Annotated in this window: 17 protein-coding genes; 5 read left to right on the top strand and 12 right to left on the bottom strand. The window is 61.7% G+C overall.

Annotated elements, in window-relative coordinates:
* Nucleotides 1-6: 6 nt before the first annotated feature.
* Nucleotides 7-2,010 (bottom strand): pseudouridine synthase, encoded by a 2,004-nt coding sequence (locus tag ACST81_RS19270; protein WP_438749923.1) that lies wholly within the window; start codon nt 2,008-2,010, stop codon nt 7-9.
* 76 nt (nt 2,011-2,086) lie between these two features.
* On the opposite strand from ACST81_RS19270, the gene ACST81_RS19275 reads away from it, so the two are divergent.
* A complete protein-coding gene (locus ACST81_RS19275) occupies nt 2,087-2,548 on the top strand; it encodes a nucleoside deaminase (RefSeq protein ID WP_438749924.1) in 462 nt (153 codons plus the stop codon).
* Nucleotides 2,549-2,557: 9 nt separating this feature from the next.
* Here ACST81_RS19275 and ACST81_RS19280 read toward each other — a convergent pair whose 3' ends face one another.
* From ACST81_RS19280 to ileS, 3 genes are all read right to left on the bottom strand, one after another.
* Nucleotides 2,558-3,034 (bottom strand): GNAT family N-acetyltransferase, encoded by a 477-nt coding sequence (locus ACST81_RS19280; RefSeq protein ID WP_438749925.1) that lies wholly within the window; start codon nt 3,032-3,034, stop codon nt 2,558-2,560.
* A 6-nt stretch (nt 3,035-3,040) separates the two neighbouring features.
* Nucleotides 3,041-3,658, bottom strand: a complete 618-nt coding sequence (locus ACST81_RS19285; protein WP_438753691.1) for a hypothetical protein — start codon at nt 3,656-3,658, stop codon at nt 3,041-3,043.
* A gap of 135 nt (nt 3,659-3,793) precedes the next feature.
* On the bottom strand, nt 3,794-6,766 hold the full coding sequence (gene ileS, locus ACST81_RS19290) for an isoleucine--tRNA ligase (RefSeq protein WP_438749927.1): 2,973 nt from the start codon (nt 6,764-6,766) through the stop codon (nt 3,794-3,796).
* Between the two features lie 343 nt (nt 6,767-7,109).
* On the opposite strand from ileS, the gene ACST81_RS19295 reads away from it, so the two are divergent.
* A complete protein-coding gene (locus ACST81_RS19295) occupies nt 7,110-7,277 on the top strand; it encodes a DUF1902 domain-containing protein (protein ID WP_438749928.1) in 168 nt (55 codons plus the stop codon).
* Between the two features lie 221 nt (nt 7,278-7,498).
* Here the strand turns inward: ACST81_RS19295 and ACST81_RS19300 are convergent, their stop codons facing one another.
* From ACST81_RS19300 to chrA, 4 genes are all read right to left on the bottom strand, one after another.
* Nucleotides 7,499-7,738 (bottom strand): BrnA antitoxin family protein, encoded by a 240-nt coding sequence (locus ACST81_RS19300; protein ID WP_438749929.1) that lies wholly within the window; start codon nt 7,736-7,738, stop codon nt 7,499-7,501.
* 50 nt (nt 7,739-7,788) lie between these two features.
* Nucleotides 7,789-8,769: a bifunctional riboflavin kinase/FAD synthetase gene (locus ACST81_RS19305; protein ID WP_438753693.1), complete on the bottom strand. Its 981-nt coding sequence runs from the start codon at nt 8,767-8,769 to the stop codon at nt 7,789-7,791.
* Between the two features lie 61 nt (nt 8,770-8,830).
* Nucleotides 8,831-9,679, bottom strand: a complete 849-nt coding sequence (locus tag ACST81_RS19310; protein ID WP_438749930.1) for a TIGR01459 family HAD-type hydrolase — start codon at nt 9,677-9,679, stop codon at nt 8,831-8,833.
* Nucleotides 9,680-9,802: 123 nt separating this feature from the next.
* Nucleotides 9,803-11,173 carry a chromate efflux transporter gene (gene chrA, locus ACST81_RS19315; protein ID WP_438749931.1) on the bottom strand — a complete coding sequence of 457 codons (1,371 nt, stop codon included), beginning with the start codon at nt 11,171-11,173 and terminating at the stop codon, nt 9,803-9,805.
* A 175-nt stretch (nt 11,174-11,348) separates the two neighbouring features.
* Between chrA and groES the strand changes: the two genes are divergently transcribed.
* The 3 genes from groES to ACST81_RS19330 all read left to right on the top strand — a co-directional run bounded on the left by groES (nt 11,349) and on the right by ACST81_RS19330 (nt 14,381).
* Nucleotides 11,349-11,645 (top strand): co-chaperone GroES, encoded by a 297-nt coding sequence (gene groES, locus ACST81_RS19320; RefSeq protein ID WP_438749932.1) that lies wholly within the window; start codon nt 11,349-11,351, stop codon nt 11,643-11,645.
* A 65-nt stretch (nt 11,646-11,710) separates the two neighbouring features.
* The gene (groL, locus tag ACST81_RS19325) at nt 11,711-13,354 is read left to right on the top strand and encodes a chaperonin GroEL (RefSeq protein ID WP_438749933.1); all 1,644 of its coding nucleotides are present in this window, start codon (nt 11,711-11,713) and stop codon (nt 13,352-13,354) included.
* Between the two features lie 577 nt (nt 13,355-13,931).
* Nucleotides 13,932-14,381, top strand: coding sequence for a hypothetical protein (locus ACST81_RS19330; RefSeq protein WP_438749934.1), 450 nt, complete (start codon nt 13,932-13,934; stop codon nt 14,379-14,381).
* A gap of 11 nt (nt 14,382-14,392) precedes the next feature.
* Here ACST81_RS19330 and ACST81_RS19335 read toward each other — a convergent pair whose 3' ends face one another.
* From ACST81_RS19335 to ACST81_RS19350, 4 genes are all read right to left on the bottom strand, one after another.
* Nucleotides 14,393-15,610 carry an NAD(P)/FAD-dependent oxidoreductase gene (locus ACST81_RS19335; RefSeq protein ID WP_438749935.1) on the bottom strand — a complete coding sequence of 406 codons (1,218 nt, stop codon included), beginning with the start codon at nt 15,608-15,610 and terminating at the stop codon, nt 14,393-14,395.
* Between the two features lie 94 nt (nt 15,611-15,704).
* Nucleotides 15,705-16,412, bottom strand: a complete 708-nt coding sequence (locus ACST81_RS19340) for a glutathione binding-like protein (protein ID WP_438749937.1) — start codon at nt 16,410-16,412, stop codon at nt 15,705-15,707.
* Nucleotides 16,413-16,549: 137 nt separating this feature from the next.
* On the bottom strand, nt 16,550-17,245 hold the full coding sequence (gene hisG / locus ACST81_RS19345; RefSeq protein ID WP_438753695.1) for an ATP phosphoribosyltransferase: 696 nt from the start codon (nt 17,243-17,245) through the stop codon (nt 16,550-16,552).
* Nucleotides 17,242-18,363 carry an ATP phosphoribosyltransferase regulatory subunit gene (locus ACST81_RS19350; protein WP_438749938.1) on the bottom strand — a complete coding sequence of 374 codons (1,122 nt, stop codon included), beginning with the start codon at nt 18,361-18,363 and terminating at the stop codon, nt 17,242-17,244. The genes hisG and ACST81_RS19350 overlap by 4 nt, the downstream gene beginning before the upstream one ends.
* Between the last annotated feature and the right edge of the window lie 54 nt (nt 18,364-18,417).

An 18,417-nucleotide genomic window follows, 5' to 3' on the forward strand; every position in this document is an offset into this window, starting at 1 on the left:
GCGCGCTTAGTTCCCGCGTCCGCGCGGCTTGCCACCACTTGGGCCGCCACCGCTCGGGCGGCCACCTGAAGGTTTGCCGCCACCTGGCTTGCCGCCACGCGGGCCGTCGGTCCTGCCGGCAAACGGCTTTGCGCCTCCTGGCTTTCCAGTGGCCGGCTTGCCACCGAAGGACTTTCCGCGCGGCTTGTCGCCAGTTGGACGGTCTCCGCGTGGCGGACGATCTCCGAAATCACGTGGCTTGCGGTCACCATCATCGCGCGAAAAAGACTTTTCGCCGAAAGGCTTGCGCGGCCGGTCGCCCTGGGGACGATCACCGGTTGGGCGGTCGCTGCGGGGACGATCGGAGAAGGAACGGGCGCCTTCAGCGCGCGGCTTGCGATCGCCGAACGGCTTGTCGCCGCCTTCACGGCGGGCCGGACGGTCGCCATCCCGGCGCGGTGGACGATCTCCCTGGGGACGGTCGCCACGCGGTGGACGATCGCCGAAGCTGCGGGCGCCGCGATCATCGCCACGCTTGCGGTCGCCACCGCGACCTTCGTCGCGGCTCGGCTCTTCTGTTGCCCTGATCCAGTCCCTGTCGTCATCATCACGGGTCACGATGACCCGCGGACCACGATCCGGACGATCGTAGACGGAGGCCTTCTTGCGGTCAGGATCGAACTTGCGGTTGGATTTCGTCGCCAGGCCGTCCTTGGTCTTGCCATAACGCTTGCTGGTCGGCGCGCCTTCCGGGCGTTCGCGGCGCACCGGCTTTTCGGCGGCGTCGGCCGCCTGGGCGTCCTTCGGCTTCTTCTCCGCCAGCGGACGGGCGCCGGGCGCCATCCAGACATTGGTCTTGCGGGCGCGGAAACCGGGCTCGCGCTTCGGCTGGTCGTCAAACCTCGCAGCCGGCGCATCGCGTCCGCCACGCTCCTTGCGGTCCGGGCGGGCACCGCTCTTGTCGTCACGACGAGTGTCGAGGCGCGACAGCGCACGTTCGCGCTTGTCGCCGGCCTTTTCCTTGAAACCGCCACGCTCGCGGGCCTCCGGCTTGCCGGCGGCCCAGTCGTTCTTCTGCGGCTTTGTCTCTTCGGCCGCCTCGTTGTCGAACAGCGGCGCGTCGAAATTCGCCTTGGCGTCCTCGATCAACCGTGGGCCGAGCTGGTCGCGCAGGGTGCGACCGCGGATTTCCTGGGCCTGGCCTTCCGGCAGTTCGCCGAGCTGGAACGGGCCATAGGAAATGCGGATCAGCCGGTTCACGTCGAGACCGAGCGCGCCCATGACGTTCTTGATTTCGCGGTTCTTGCCTTCGCGCAGGCCCATGGTGATCCAGACATTGGATCCCTGGACCTTGTCCAGCGTCGCCTCGATGGCGCCGTAGAGCACACCATCGACGGCGATGCCGTCGCGCAGCTTGTCGAGTTCTGCCTGCTCGATCGTACCGTGGGCGCGGACGCGGTAACGGCGCAGCCATCCGGTCGAGGGCAGTTCCAGCACGCGTGCAAGACCACCGTCATTGGTCAGCAGCAGCAGGCCTTCGGTGTTGATGTCGAGACGACCGATGGACAGGACGCGCGGGAGGTCTTCCGGCAGGTTGTCGAACACCGTCGGGCGGCCTTCCGGATCGGCATTGGTGGTCACCAGGCCGGACGGCTTGTGATAAAGCCAGAGGCGCGTGCGCTCGATGCCGCGGATCGGCTGGCCGTCCACTTCGATATGATCGGCGAGCGTCGCGTTGACGACCGGGCTGTCGAGCAGCTTGCCGTTCAGCGACACGCGGCCTTCCATGATCATCCGCTCGATGTCGCGGCGCGAGGCAACGCCGGCGCGCGCCATGATCTTGGAGATGCGCTGCGGCACATCGGCGCCAACGGTTTCGGTTGCCGTCGGCCGTGGCTTGCGCGGCTTCTCGGTTTCGCTGCTTACAGCGCCCTCATGATCGGCAGCGGCCTTGCGCGCGCCGGTATAGGGCTTTTTGTCGGACCGTGCGGATTTACCGCCAGGCCGCTGGGGCTTGTCTTTGAATGTCATTTGTGTTGCCTGCCTTTTGGGCTGTCCTATCAGGTCAAGGCCCTTGGGTTAAGAGAAATTATCACGGGTCTCGACGATGGGCGAAACTGCGGCTGAAAGCGGCCGGTTCATGGATTTGGCGCTCGACGAGGCGAGAGCCGCGGCAAAACGCGGTGAAGTTCCCGTCGGCGCCGTTCTCGTCCTCAATGGCGAGGTATTGGCGCGCGCCGGCAATCGCACCCGCGAATTCAACGACATCACCGCCCATGCGGAGATCGAGGTCATCCGGCAGGCGGCAAAGACCATCGGAGCGGAACGGCTGAACGGCGCCGATCTCTATGTCACGCTCGAGCCCTGCACCATGTGTGCCGCTGCCATTTCCTTCGCCCGCCTGCGCCGGGTCTACTACGGCGCCGAGGATTCGAAGGGCGGCGGCATCGACAACGGCGTGCGTTTCTTCAACCAGCCGACCTGCCACCATGCGCCTGACGTCTATTCCGGCCTGTCCGAGACGGCCGCTGCCGAAATTCTACGGGACTTCTTTACCGCGAGACGCTGACAGCGCGATTCAACCGGCCGCAAAGGCCTCGAGAGCAGGACCGGCGAGACGATAGCGCGTCCATTCGCTCAAGGGTTCCGCACCGATCGCCTCATAGGCCTTGATCGCCGGCTCGTTCCAGTCGAGTACGCTCCACTCGAAGCGGCCACAGCCTCTTTCCACCGCGATCCGCGCCAGGTGCCGCAGCATCGAGCGACCGGCGCCCGTGCCGCGCTGGTCGGGCGTGACATAGAGATCTTCGAGATAAAGCCCGTTGCGGGCGAGCCAGGTGGAATAGCTGTAGAACCAGACGGCGAAACCGACGGGCACCCCATCACGCTCGCAGATCGCAGCCTTCGACACGGAATCCGGACCGAACAGCGAATCCGTTACGGACTGGACGGTTGCCTCGACCTCGTGTTCGGCTTTTTCATAAGTGGCAAGTTCGGTGATGAAACGCAGGATCGTGCCTGCGTCATCCGGGGTGGCGTCGCGAATGGTGAACATCGGCGATCAGAAAATCTGGTACCACTTCTTGCCGCTGCCCTTGATCGCGGCTTCCTTCTTGCGGCGGCGTTCCTTGACCTGCTCGGGCTCGCCGAGATCGGCCGTCGCCTCTTCCGGCAGCTTGCGATATTCCAGCGGCGGGTCGCTCAGGAAGCGGCGCTTGTCGGCATAGGCGCCCATCTGAATCTTGCGGGCCTCGCGATAGGCCTGCGTCTGTTCGTTCTTGGTCAGCGCGCGGCCATTGGCATTGGCCTTGGCGAGCGGCGAGACATAGCTCGGATTGTCGGCATTGGCGTCGGCCTCCTCACGCAGACGCTGGCGCGTGTCCTCGGGAGATTCGATCCACTGCGGATTGTCCTTGGTGGCGAGGTTGGTCTGCGGCTGAACCAGCGCTGTCTTTTCGTCTTCCGGCGGCAGGACGAGACCGGGGCGCGGCTGGTACTTGAGGTTCTTGGGCTGTTCAGCCTGAAGGCTGACCGCGCTGCCGAGACCTTCGACCAACTGCTCGCCGGCGGTCTTGTCCGTACCGTAGGTCGGGCCGCCCATGCAGCCAGTCAGAACAAGACTGCCAGCCACGATGCCGAATAGGCCGGCATACAGTCGAAACTCTCGCGTCATTCCCATGAAAACCCTTCCAGCGGTGCCGGCACGATCGATAGTGAGCGTCATCGCTGCGCCCATGACGTATAAATCCGCCAAATTTCAGGCAGGTTTTACCGGATGAGCCGCGAAAGCGCAATTCACCCGGTAAACAATCCCTTAAGAAGCGTAGCCGAGTTCCCGAAGTGCTGCCGCATCACGCGCCGATACATCCGGGAAAGCAGCATCCGAGCCGACATCGGCGGTGATCCGCCAAGACCGGGCGCATTTTGTGCCTTTTGCCAGCTTCGGATACACCCCAACACCCGCCACATCACCGAGCATGAAGCTGTCTGCCGGCGGCATAGCTTTCTCAATCGTGATGTCAGATGTAATGCAGATTTCTGCTAGATCCTGACCTTCCAGCGCGGAAGCAAGATCGTCACCGAGAATGAACACGATCGGTGCGGCTTCCAGCGAGGAGCCGATCCGCTTGTCCTTGCGCTCGACTTCCAGCGCACCGGTGACGACCGAGCGTACCTTGCGGATCTTCGTCCACTTCTCATTCAGCGCCGCATTTTCCCACTCGGCCGGAACCTGCGGGAACTGCTCGAGATGCACCGAGACCGCCGACGGATCGCGCGACAGCCATGCCTCTTCGGTGGTAAACGGCAGCATCGGCGCAAGCCACAGGACCATGCAATCGAAGATCTTGCGGATCACGTGCAGGGCCGAACGGCGGCGCAGGCTCGACGGCGCGTCGCAATAGAGTGAGTCCTTGCGGATGTCGAAATAGAAGGCCGACAGTTCGATATTGGCGAAGTCGATCAGGGCGCGGGCGATCTTCTTGAACTCGAACGCGTCATAACCTTCGCGAACGAGCTGATCGAGCTCGAACAGGCGGTGCAGCATCAGCTTTTCGAGTTCCGGCAGCTCACTATAAGCGATCTCCTCGCCCTTGTCGTGCGCCAGCGTGCCGAGCATCCAGCGGATGGTGTTGCGCAGCTTGCGATAGGCATCGACATTGGTCTGGATGATCGTCTTGCCCAGGCGCTGGTCTTCCCAATAGTCCGTGGTCATGACCCAGAGGCGCAGGATATCGGCGCCGGCATCCTTCATCACGTCCTGCGGGGACACGACATTGCCTGTTGATTTCGACATCTTCTGGCCCTTCTCATCCATGGTGAAGCCATGGGTGACGACCGTGTCATAGGGAGCGCGGCCACGGGTGGCAGCCGATTCGAGCAGCGAGGAATGGAACCAGCCGCGATGCTGGTCGGAACCTTCCAGATAGACGTCGGCCGGCCATTTCAGGTCGGGGCGGTCTTCCAGCGTGAACGTGTGGGTCGAGCCACTGTCGAACCAGACATCGAGGATGTCCATGACCTGGGTCCACTTGGCATGGTCGTGGCCATCGCCGAGGAAACGATCCTTGGCGCCTTCCGCGAACCAGGCATCCGCACCTTCGGCGTCGAAGGCTTCGAGGATGCGCTTGTTGACCTCTCCGTCCTGCAGGACATTGCCTTCTTCGTCGGCGAAGACGCAGATCGGCACGCCCCATGCTCTTTGGCGGGAAAGCACCCAGTCCGGACGCTGCTCGATCATCGCACGCAGACGGTTCTGGCCGGCGGCGGGTACGAAACGGGTGTCGTCGATGGCGCCAAGCGCACGCGTGCGCAGCGTCGTGCCGTCCTTGAGGTCCTTGTCCATATAGACGAACCATTGCGGCGTGTTGCGGAAGATGATCGGCTTCTTGGAGCGCCAGGAATGCGGATACTGATGCTTCAGGCGGCCACGGGCAAACAGCGCGTTGCGCTCGATCAGCGCCTTGATGACGCGGTCGTTGGCATCGCCCTTCTTGCCTGCGTCATCCATGACACGCGCGCCCTCGAAACCGGGAGCGTCGGCGGTGTAGGTGCCGCTGTCATCGACCGGGAACGGGATGCGGGTGTCGATGCCGCGCGCTTCGAGTTCCTTGACGGACGACATCCAGGCTTCGAAGTCTTCGCGGCCGTGCGACGGGGCGGTGTGGACGAAACCGGTACCGGCATCGTCGGTGACGTGATCGCCGGCGAGCAACGGAACGGTGAAGTCGTAGCCGCCACCGAGGCCCCTGAGAGGGTGGGCACAGGTGATGGAAGCCATCTCGTCAGCCGACAGGCCACGCAGACGATTGAAGGTGAGCTTGGCCTTGGCAGCGGATTCCTCTGCAAGAGCATCGGCAAAGATCAGCTTTTCACCCGGGCGCGGGCCGAAGTCGTTTTCGGCGGCCGTGACCTCGTAGAGTCCATAGGCAACCTTCGGAGAATAGGCGATCGCGCGGTTGCCGGGGATGGTCCACGGGGTGGTTGTCCAGATGACGACGTAAGCCCCGCCGATATCATTTTCATATTCGGTGATGGTCGATACATATTCGGGATCGTCAATCGCCGTGAACGCATCGATGTCTTTATATTCTCGGCTAACCGGGAACTTCACCCAGATCGTGTCGCTCTCATAGTCGTGATATTCGACCTCGGCTTCCGCCAGCGCGGTGCGCTCGACAACCGACCACATGATCGGCTTCGAACCGCGATAGAGCTGGCCGCTCATGGCGATCTTCAGGAGTTCGCCGGCGATGCGGCTTTCGGCGTGGAAATTCATCGTCAGGTACGGATTGTCGAAATCACCGACGATGCCGAGGCGCTGGAACTCGTCGCCCTGCACCTTGATCCATTTTTCGGCGTAAGCGCGGCATTCCTTGCGGAACTCGATCATCGCGGCCGGTTGCTTCAGGTCAGGCTTGGGCTTGCCCTTGGAGCGGTAGTTTTCTTCCTCGATCTTCCATTCGATCGGCAGGCCGTGGCAGTCCCAGCCCGGAACGTAGTTGGAGTCAAATCCGCGCATCTGGAACGAGCGAGTGATGACGTCCTTCAGGATCTTGTTCAGCGCGTGGCCGATATGGATATTGCCGTTGGCATAGGGCGGGCCGTCGTGGAGGACGAACTTTTCGCGGCCGGCGGCCGACGCGCGAAGCTTCTTGTAGAGGTCCATCTTCTGCCAGCGGGCCACCGTTTCCGGCTCCTTCTGCGGCAGGCCGGCGCGCATCGGAAATTCGGTTTCGGGCAGGTAGAGCGTCTTGGAATAGTCGAGTTTTTCGGCTGTATCGGTCATGGTTTTTGCAATCACTGTTGAGCGCGTGTCGCCGCGCATGCGAACGGGATATCTTCAAGGGGATAACGGTGACGCTCCGGAGGAACGCCGAAAACCCGGACCTTCCGGCGGCTATCAGAGCGCTGGGAAGGCCGGGCCAATAATTCGCAGATCACGGTTCAATCGACGATATCGGGTCATGGTGGCCGGTTGTTTAAGCGGTTTTCGGCCGAAAAGGAAGATGAAAACGCCAAAGTTTCGAACAAGGATGGGGCTATGACCAGCGGATGGAACTGTTGGTTCTTCCTGTGATAACATTGCGTGGATCGTTTCCGAACAGAACGATCTGTTGCGGGAGCATGATATGGTCAAACGGACATTTTTTGTGAAAGCGCTCTGGGATGCGGACGCCAAGGTCTTTTACTCGGAAAGCGACATCGAAGGCTTGCATATCGAAGCCGACACGGTCGAGCAGTTCGAGGACGTGATGTTCGATACGGCGATCGACCTGATCGTCGCAAATCATCTCTGATCGTGCATTTCGAACACAAATATTGGAACGTTTGCGAGCCTTAGTTGAAGGCAGGAAAGTATCTCCCTCTTCTCCCCGGCGGGGAGAAGTGCCGAGCACGGCGAGGCGATGAGGGGGTGCCGGCGGAGCGGCACCCAGCGGCATAGTTTGAAGGTGGCCTTCGGCCTCCTCATCCGGCCTTTCAGGCCACCTTCTCCCCGCTGGGGAGAAGAGAAAGCCAATCAATCCTTCGGATTTGCCACCACGAACGAACGCAGCGCGTCGTTGATGCGATCCTGCCAGCCCGGGCCGTCATCCTGGAAATAGTGCAGCACGGAACTGTCGAGTTTCAGGGAGACCAGTTCCTTGGTTTCCGGCAAAGCGCGCTTTTCGACGGCGGGCGCAGGGGCTTTCTTGGCCGGTTTGAACAGGGCTTCTGCGGCGTCCATGGCGCTGACGGGGCGGCGGGGCGTGGTGGCCATGATGTGATCCTCGATTAAGTGCGGCCAGCGTCGTGCCGGGCCTATCAGTTTCAGAATGCAATCTTGCGGTCGATCTGGCTCAGCGCTTGCACACCCGACAGAAGCGCGCGGGCCTCGGCATCATCCTGCTTCATCTGCACCACCAGCGGCTCGAGGCCATCGAATTTCAGCTCGTCACGCAGATGGCCGAAGAAGGAGACCGAGCAGACCTGGCCATAGAGATCGCCGGAGAAATCGAAGACAAAAGTCTCCAGCAGCGCGGTGCCGTTGCTGTCCACGGTCGGTCGCTTGCCGAAGCTGGCGACACCGTCGTGGACGATACCATCGGCGCAACGGAAGCGGACGGCGTAAATGCCGTTGCGCAGCTCGACTTCCGGCGGCAGTTGCATGTTGGCCGTGGGATAGCCGAGCGTGCGGCCAAGTTGCTTGCCGCCGATCACCTCGGCTTCCACCGTATAGCGATAGCCGAGCAATCCGGCGGCCTGCGCCACGTCGCCTTCGCCGAGCAGGCCGCGGATATGGCTGGACGAGATGACCGAAGCGTTCTCGTCACGGAAGGCATCGACCAGCGTCACGCCGAAACCGTTCTCGCCGCCGGCCGCCATCAGGAAGGCCGGGCCGCCTTCCCTGCCCTTGCCGAAATGAAAATCGAAGCCGGTGACGACATGGCTGGCATGCAGCCAGTCCATCAGCACGGACCGGATGAAATCGGAAGCGGACAGCTCGGAGAAGGTACGATCGAACGGATATTCGATGACGGCGGAAAAGCCCATGCCTTCCAGGATGCGGGCCTTAAGCGGCGCGGGTGTCAGCCGAAACACCGGGCGGTCGGGACGGAAGACACTGCGCGGATGCGGCTCGAACGTCAGGACGAGCGCCGGAACGCCCCGCGCGCTTGCTTCTTCGAGAGCCCGGTTCAGGACCGACTGATGGCCGCGATGGACGCCGTCGAAATTGCCGATGGCGATAACGCCGCCGCGCAACGCTTCAGGCAGGGGTTCGCGGGTCTCGTTGCGATGGAAAACCGTCATATCCGTCACGCCAGTCATCTGTTCCGCAGTCCGATCGGCCGGTGCTAAAGCGCCGCCGCCATTAAGCCAGCCTCGGCATCCACCACTTCGGCGTGGCGCCTTCGCTTTTCAGGAAGCCCGTCAGCTTTGCCTCGTCAGTCTTTTCCGCCGTCATATATTCGGCTGCATGAATTCCGGCGCTGATATAGAGGACATCGAGGCCGAAATCCTGCGCGCCCTTCACGTCCGTCGGCATGCCGTCGCCGACCGCGATCACCCGCGCCAGATCGAAGCCGCCGCGTGCCGCCTTGGCCTCGGACAGCGAGGCACGGTAGATCGGCACATAGGGCTTCCCGGAAATACGAGTTTCCCCGCCCATTTGCTCATAAACCTTGGCAATGGCGCCGGCGCAAGGGATCAGCCGATGGCCGCGCTCGACGACGAGGTCCGGGTTGGCGCAGATCAGCGGCACCTTGCGCTTGACCATGCCCGAAAGTGTCGCGCGGTAATCCTCGGCCGTTTCCGTCTCGTCGTCGAAGAAGCCGGCGCAGACGATAATCTCGGCATCTTCCGAGGATACCATGCTGACGCCCAGCCCCTCGATCAGCGGCAGGTCGCGTTCGGCACCGATGAAATAGATCTTCTTCGGGCCGGCGGTGATCAGCGCCCGGGTCACGTCGCCGGAGGTGACAATGCGGTCATAGGCGCTGTCGGGCACGCCGAGCCCGCGAATCTGGACGATGACGCCTGGATGCGGGCGTGGCGAATTGGTGATGAGGACGACGGTCAGGCCCTTGGCGCGCGCTTCGGTCAGCGCCTCGCAGGCCTCCTTGAAGGCCGCGACGCCATTGTGCAGCACGCCCCAGACGTCGCACAGAACGACGTCGTAGCGGCTGGCGATGTCGCGAAAACTGTTGATCCGAACGGCCATGCTGGTTTCCCGCAGAAAAAATTGGTCGGGGTGACATCGCAGGCAGGCGGCCAAAACACAAGACTGGATGCCGAAAATGGCGGCGGAATCCCAAGGATTCGGGCATCCGGCGCGTCTCGGATGCTAAAAATTGCCGATCAGCCAGCCCGCGACGGCGCAGATGGAAAGTGTCGTCACCATCCCGCGTTTGAGACCAAAGAGCAGAACGACCGCCAAAAGCGTCAGCAGGAATGCCGGCCACTGAAAGCTCTGCCAGACGGGAAGCGGCAAGGAGAGCGGCCCCGCCGCATAGCGCGTGACCTCGGCGAAGAGCACATGCAGGCCGAACCAGACGGCGAGATTGAGGATGACGCCGGTGACCGCCGCCGAAATGGCTGAGAGCGCGCCCGACAGCGCCCTGTTGTTGCGCAGCGTCTCGACATAGGGCGCACCGAGGAAGATCCACAGGAAGCAGGGCACGAAGGTCACCCAGGTCGCAAGCGTGGCCCCGAGCACACCGGCCGACAGCGGATCGAGCCCAAGCGGCGTGCGGAAGGCGGCCATGAAGCCGACGAAGGACAGCACCAGAACCAGCGGCCCCGGTGTCGTCTCGGCCAGTGCAAGACCATCGAGCATCTCGCCGGGTTTCAGCCAGTGATAGGTCTCGACCGCCTGCTGCGCGACATAGGCCAGCACAGCATAGGCGCCGCCGAAGGTCACCACCGCCATTTTCGAGAAGAACAGGCCGATGGCGAGATACACATTGTCGAAGCCGATCACACTGGCGATCAGAATGAAAGGCGCGATCCACAGCGCCAGCCAGAGACAGAGAACCCGCACTGTCCGCCCCCAACTTGCGGCGTGATCCGGGAAGCCGGCGTCGATGACCGAGGGCCTGTCGGCCATCGCCCGTTTTGCGGCCGCAGTCAAGGCGTTTTCACCCGTTTCCGGCTGCATCCGGGTGGCGATATAACCGGCGATGCCCGCAGCGAGCACGACCAGCGGAAACGGCAAGTCGAACAGGAAGAGTGCCGCAAACGCGAGCGAGGCGACGATCAGCGAAAACCGCGTCTTCAGCGCCCGCCGGCCCACCCGGATGACCGCTTCGACGACGATCGCCAGCACCGCGGCCTTCAATCCGAAAAACAGGCTGGAAAGCCAGTCCGTCTGGTGAAACAGCGCATAGGCCGACGACAGGCCGAGGATGACGAGGAAGCCCGGCAAGATGAACAGCAGACCGGCGACGATGCCGCCGCGCGTGCCATGCAGCAGCCAGCCGATATAGGTAGCGAGTTGCTGCGCCTCCGGTCCCGGCAGCAGCATGCAGAAATTCAGCGCGTGCAGAAACCGGCTTTCGGAAATCCACCGGCGCTCTTCCACCAGTTCCTTGTGCATGAGGGCGATCTGCCCGGCCGGGCCGCCGAAACTCAGGAGACCGATCTTCGCCCAGACTTTCGTTGCCTCGGAGAAAGATGGATGGGGCGGTGTCACATTCAGGTCGTGTTGTTGGGTCAAGAGCATGCCGATCAGATAACCATGATCGATGAAATATTTTCGACAGGCCGTCCTTGACTCAATCCTTGGCCATCCTTATCTCCAAGCCGCTGGCACTCACTCAACAGGAGTGCTAACATCCATCAATCGGATCGCAAAGACGATCCGTGAAGTCATTTGATCGAGGGATTAGACAATGACAAGCACCAATTTCCGTCCTCTGCATGACCGCGTCGTTGTACGCCGTGTCGAGTCCGAAGCCAAGACCAAGGGCGGCATCATCATTCCGGATACCGCCAAGGAAAAGCCGCAGGAAGGCGAAATCGTCGCCGTCGGCACCGGCACCCGTGACGACAAGGGCTCGCTCATCGCGCTCGACGTCAAGGCTGGCGATCGCGTTCTGTTCGGCAAGTGGTCGGGCACCGAAGTCAAGCTCAACGGCGAAGACCTTCTGATCATGAAGGAAGCCGACATCATGGGCATTATCGGCTGATCTGAGCCGGTCTTCACTTTCCTCATTCCAAAAACCAATTGGGCTCAAGCCCGGGAGTTTTTATCATGGCAGCCAAAGAAATTAAGTTCGGCCGCACCGCACGCGAAAAGATGCTGCGCGGCGTCGACATCCTCGCAGACGCAGTGAAGGTCACGCTCGGCCCGAAGGGTCGTAACGTCATCATCGACAAGTCCTTCGGCGCACCGCGCATCACCAAGGACGGCGTTTCCGTCGCCAAGGAAATCGAACTGGAAGACAAGTTCGAAAACATGGGCGCGCAGATGGTCCGTGAAGTTGCTTCGAAGACCAACGACATCGCCGGCGACGGCACCACGACGGCAACCGTTCTCGCCCAGGCCATCGTTCGCGAAGGCGGCAAGGCCGTTGCCGCCGGCATGAACCCGATGGATCTGAAGCGCGGCATCGACCTCGCTGTTTCCTCCATCGTCAAGGACCTCATTGCCAAGGCAAAGAAGATCAACACTTCGGAAGAAGTGGCCCAGGTCGGCACGATCTCGGCCAACGGCGAGAAGGAAATCGGCCAGTACATCGCTGACGCGATGCAGAAGGTCGGCAATGAAGGCGTCATCACGGTTGAAGAAGCCAAGACCGCCGACACCGAACTCGAAGTCGTCGAAGGCATGCAGTTCGACCGCGGCTATCTCAGCCCTTACTTCGTGACCAACCCTGAAAAGATGGTTGCCGAACTGGAAGACGCCTACATCCTTCTCCATGAGAAGAAGCTCTCCAACCTGCAGGCCATGCTTCCGGTTCTCGAAGCCGTCGTTCAGACCGGCAAGCCGCTCCTGATCATCTCGGAAGACGTCGAAGGCGAAGCTCTTGCAACGCTCGTCGTCAACAAGCTGCGTGGCGGCCTGAAGATCGCTGCCGTCAAGGCTCCGGGCTTCGGCGATCGCCGCAAGGCCATGCTCGAAGACATCGCCATCCTGACCGGTGGCCAGGTCATTTCCGAAGACATCGGCATCAAGCTCGAAAACGTCACGCTCGAAATGCTCGGCCGTGCGAAGAAGGTTTCGATCTCCAAGGAAAACACGACGATCGTCGACGGTTCCGGCAAGAAGGCCGAAATCGAAGGCCGCGTCGCGCAGATCAAGGGCCAGATCGAGGAAACCACCTCCGATTACGACCGCGAAAAGCTGCAGGAACGCCTTGCCAAGCTCGCTGGCGGCGTTGCCGTCATCCGCGTTGGCGGTGCGACCGAAATCGAAGTGAAGGAAAAGAAGGACCGTATCGACGACGCGCTCAACGCAACGCGCGCTGCCGTTCAGGAAGGTATCGTTCCCGGTGGTGGTACGGCTCTGCTCCGCGCCTCGATCGTTCTCGACCTCAAGGGTGCAAACGACGATCAGACCGCCGGTATCTCGATCATCCGCAAGGCACTTCAGTCGCTGGTTCGCCAGATCGCTGAAAACGCAGGTGACGAAGGCTCGATCATCGTCGGCAAGATCCTCGAAAGCAACACCGACAACTACGGCTACAACGCCCAGACCGGCGAATTCGGCGACATGATCGCCATGGGTATCGTCGATCCGGTCAAGGTCGTTCGCACGGCTCTGCAGAACGCAGCTTCGGTTGCTTCGCTGCTGATCACCACGGAAGCCATGATCGCTGAACTGCCGAAGAAGGATTCGGCCGGCGGCGGCATGCCTGACATGGGCGGCATGGGCGGCATGGGCGGCATGATGTAATAAGGCGTTCCATTCAGAACTTATGAGAAAGGCGGGCCGCAAGGTCCGCCTTTTTTTCAATCACAGCACCAAACCGGCCCAAGAATGGTAACAAGCTACGGCATTTGGCTCATTGCCGACCCGAGCTCGAATCAGGTTCTCATTGCCCTGCCGTGAATAGTCCACAATCTTGAGGTTCGATGGCCGACGGAGCGAGAAATATTTCTGAAAAGACCATTGAAGCATATGCAAAAGCAATTATAACAGCGCTCCAAGTGAACCAAGATTCATGGGGTTTCAAAGGCCGGACAGTTTGACAATAAAATTGGTCAAATTTTCGCTATTAACTGTGTGCCCAACATTACTTTGATCCCAAACCATAAAACATATAGATTTTCCTCGCGTACAATTTGCTCCGTCTGGGATCGAAACCCGGTCAAGACTTGAAAATTGAGCTTTCTATAACTTGCAAGCCACAGAACAGAGTGATGTGAAATCCGCTCGCGTACGCGTTGCTGCAAAATGGAAATCGTTTCTTGCGACCCCACGGGGCGCGACTGAATGAATTTCGAATTTCGTGCACATACTGGGGTGAACTGTGTTTAAGATCGCAAGAGCAGGCCTTTCGCAGGTTCCGGGTCCGCATTCTTTCGCCATGGGCGAAAGCGGCCAGGAACTGCTGGGACAATTCTGCTTTTCGGAGGGCTGGTCGGGCGATCTGTCGAACGGCCTGTTCCGGCTTGGAGATAGCGCCGCTGCCATGCACGGCCTGCAGCAGCCGGAATGCGGCCTGCTGAACCTGGTGCGTTGCTATGACAGCACTGATCGCAATCATGTGCTCGAATTGTTCGAACAGGCCGCGACGACGTCGTCGTCCTTCTGCTTCTCGACGACGATCAGCCTCGCCTCGGGCCAGAAGCAGCCGGTCTTCTGTGTGGGCGAATCCAGCGGCTTGGAACAGCGCTATTCAGGCTCGATGCTCGGCGTGTTCTTCTTCCCCCGTTTCCAGCTGGAAACGAAGGGCCGCCTGTTCAGCATCCACCAGTAGGCAGCCGCAGGTTACGGCAGCAATGTCTTGAGGTCCGCCTGCGGATTCTCAAGGATCGAACGATCCGGCGTCAGGCCGAGGTCCAGCAGTTTCTTCCCCGTCACATAGGCCTTCGCATCGTTGAGCGCGTCGACGGCAATCAGCTTGCCGCCCATGAAATACCAGACCGACACACTGCCTTCGCGCTGGCCGGCGCGCACGACCGTTTCGTCGTGGCCCAGGCCAAAGCCGGCGATCTGCAGCTTGACGTCATACTGATCCGACCAGAACCAGGGCTTCGGCTCATAGGGCGCCTCGCCGCCGGCGAGAAGGGCGGCGACGGCCTCGGCCTGGTCGACGGCGTTCTGGACCGATTCCAGCCGGATGCGCATGTCCTTCCAGGGCTGCACGGCGCAGTCGCCCATCGCGTAAACATGCGGATCGGAGGTGCGGCCAAAGCAATCGACGACGATGCCGTTGGCAACCTCCAGCCCGGCTTCGCGGGCAAGCGCGTCATTGGCCGTGACGCCGATGCCGACGATGACAAGATCAACCGGAATGGTCGTGCCGTCGGTCAATTCGGCCGCCGTTACCCGGCCATCGGTTCCAACGAGGCGTACAAGGCCGGCGCCTTCCCGGATATCGACGCCGCGCGTGGTGTGAATATTACGTACCAGATTTGACGTCGCGGCAGACGCCACGCGCTGCAGGATCCGGTCGGCCATCTCGATGACGGTGACATCGAGCCCGCTGGACCGGGCGACCGCAGCCGCCTCGAGACCGATATAACCGCCGCCGATGATCAGCGCATGCTTGCCGGGCTGCATCTCTTCGGCCAGACGATCGGCATCGGTGAAATCACGCACGACGAAGACGCCGGCGAGATCGCCGCCGACGCTGGCAGGCAGCTTGCGCGGCGTCGAGCCGGTGGCCAGGGCCAGGTCGCCATACTCAAGCGTCGATCCGTCACTGAGGGTGACCGTCTTGCTCGTCCGGTCGATGCCGGTCACGGATGTGGAGAGGCGGATGTCGATATCATGCTCGCCGTACCAGCCCTCCGGCCGGTAGAGCAGACGATCGAGATTCATTTCGCGCAGGAGATACTTCTTGGAAAGCGGCGGCCGCTGGTAGGGATGGCTGGCCTCGGCTGCAATCATGGTGATCGGACGGTCGTCCTTCAGCGCCCGGAGTTTCGCCACCAAGGCAAAGGCGGCCTGACCGCCACCCACAACAACAAGTCTGCCTGCCACTTTTGTTCCACCCGTCGAAAAAGCTTCTTTTCTCCAGACGTAGCCCGTCCGCCCGAGTTTCGTCAACTCGGGCGGACGCTAGTGGGTGGCGCGATCAATCGCGCTTGGGGATATCGAAACCCTTCTGGACGGCCGGGCGGGCCATGGCGCGATCAACCCAGGCCATGACATTCGGGAAGCTCGAATATTCCAGAACATCCCCGCCACCGTAGAATTTGCGGGCGCCTTCGATCCACGGGAAGGTGGTGATATCGGCGATCGTATAGTCGTCGCCCATCAGCCACTGGCGGCCTTCCAGTCGCGCCTCCAGCACGCTGAGCAGGCGCTTGGACTCGTCGCGGTAGCGTTCCATCGGATAGGAGTTGTTGGCGACCTTGTCGGCGGCGAATTTGAAGAAATGGCCGAACTGGCCGAACATCGGCCCAACACCACCCATCTGGAACATGATCCAGGACAGCATTTCGTAACGTGCCGCCGGATCGGCCGGGATGAGCTTGCCGGTCTTTTCGGCGAGATAGACGAGGATGGCGCCGGATTCGAACAGGCCGATCGGCTTGCCGTTCGGGCCATTGGGATCGATGATCGCCGGAATGCGGCCGTTCGGATTGAGGGAGACAAATTCGGGCGACTTCTGGTCGTTGGTGCCGAAGGAGATCAGATGCGGCTCATAGGCAAGGCCGAGTTCCTCGAGCGCGATCGAAACCTTGACGCCATTCGGCGTCGGCAGGGAATAGAGCTGGATGATATCGGAATTTTGGGCGGGCCAGCGGGTGGTGATCGGGAAGGCGGACAGATCGGCCATGGAGAACTCCTTGGGGGGCAGGAGTCGGAATATAAGACCGTCGCGCCGGGATTTTCAGGGGCGGAACGACATTTATCATTTGCAGCCAACAGAGGCTCTCCGGTTTGAGCGGATGTCTCCATGCGCCTTATAGACGATCAAAGAGCCCCGTTCACCGCCGCGATGATCTTGCCCACCAGCGGATTGCCCTCATGCTCGGCCTTCCGTGCGCGCACCAGGCAAGCCTGTGATTTCAGGATGACACCGTCGGAGAGGATCTTCAGGTGATTGGCCTTCAGGGTCGAGCCGGTCGAGGTGATGTCGACGATGATATCGGCAAGGCCGGCTGCAGGGGCGCCCTCGGTGGCGCCGAGACTTTCGACGATGCGGTAGAGCTGGATGCCGTGCTGGCTGGAGAAGAATTGTTGGGTCAGCCGCCAGTATTTGGTGGCGATCGCCAGGCGGCGACCGTGGCGGGCGCGGAAGTCGGCGGCGACATCGCCGAGATCGGCCATGGTATCGACATCGAGCCAGATATCCGGCACGGCGACGACGACATCCGCGTGACCGAAGCCGAGCCGGGCGCAGAATTCCACGCGGGCATCGGCTTCCGAAAGTCCCTCGCGGATCAGGTCTTCGCCGGTAACGCCGAAATCGATCGAGCCGCTGCCGATCTCCCGCGAGATTTCCGAGGCGGACAGGAAGGCGATCTCGACATCGTCGAGGCCTTCGATGCGGCCGCGATAGGAGCGCTCGTTGCCGACGGCGACGATTTTCAGCCCGGCTCTGTCGAAGATGGCAGAGGCGTCTTCCTTCATGCGGCCCTTGGAGGGCAAGGCAATGGTGATCATCAGCGCTCTCCCCTCACCGCTTCGATCCGGTCGAGCCAGAGCGAGAAGCCGACGGCTGGAATGGTATCCGCCGCACCCAGCAGCGTCAGCATGCGGTCATAGCGGCCGCCGCCGGCCAGTACGCGGTGATCGTTGCGCAAGGTCACCTCGAAGACGAGGCCGGTGTAATAATCGAGAGGGCGGCCGAAGGCGGCCCGCCAGGTGATATCCGACAGTTTCACCCCGGCATTGGCGAAGGCCGCAACACGCGCGTCAAAACGATCGACGGCGGCCTGCAGCGGCAGGCTGGTGCTCTTGGCGAAATCGGCGAGCACGCCGGGCGCATAACGCAGGCTGACATTGAGCGACAGGAATTCGCGCAGCACGTCCAGCTTGCCGGGATCGAGGGAGGTGCCCGCGAGCGCCAGCTTTTCCTTCAGGCGGCGGGCAATCTCTTTTGGCGCGCGGCTGGCATTGGTGAGGTAACCGGTCGCTTCCATGACGCCATCGATATGGGCGATCAGGCCGTCGTCGTCACCTGTCGCCAGCAGTGCTTCCACATCGGCGTCAATCCCGGCCACATGCTCCGGCCTTGCCAGCCGCAGCATCAGCGCTTCCAGTTGCGTCTGCTCGCCAAAGGCGCGGATCAGCCGCTTCTGCCAGCCGGCCGGCAGGCCGAGTGCCGCGACGACCGCCTCGAACATCGCCTGGTCGCCCATGGTGACAGACAACGGTTGCTCCGGCAGAAGCCTGCTCAGGATCACCACGGCATCGGCGACGGCACGGGCATCGGCACCGGCGAAATCACGCGTACCGAGATCCTCGATCCCCGCCTGATAGAACTCGCTACCGCCTTCGCGGCGCTGGCGGAAGACCTCGCCGAGATAGGAGTAACGCTTCGGCGTTCCCGTCGCGGTTTCGATATGGCGAATGCAAACGGGAATGGTGAATTCCGGTCTGAGGCACAGGTTTTCGCCGGTCTCGCTCTGGGTGAGGAAGATGCGGCGGCGCAAATCCTCACCGGCCATGTCGAGGAAGGGTTCGGCGGGCTGGATGACGGGGGTATCGACGCGCGTCGTGCCCAGTCGCTCGAAATCGGCCAGCAGGTCGGCTGCGAAGGTGGGGAGGTTGATCAGGGGCATGGGCGAAGTCCGATATCGGCCAAAAGACCCCTCCCCAACCCTCCCCACAAGGGG

Origin of the sequence: Pararhizobium sp. O133 (genome assembly GCF_051669845.1) — a bacterium.
Taxonomy (GTDB): Bacteria; Pseudomonadota; Alphaproteobacteria; order Rhizobiales; family Rhizobiaceae; genus Pararhizobium.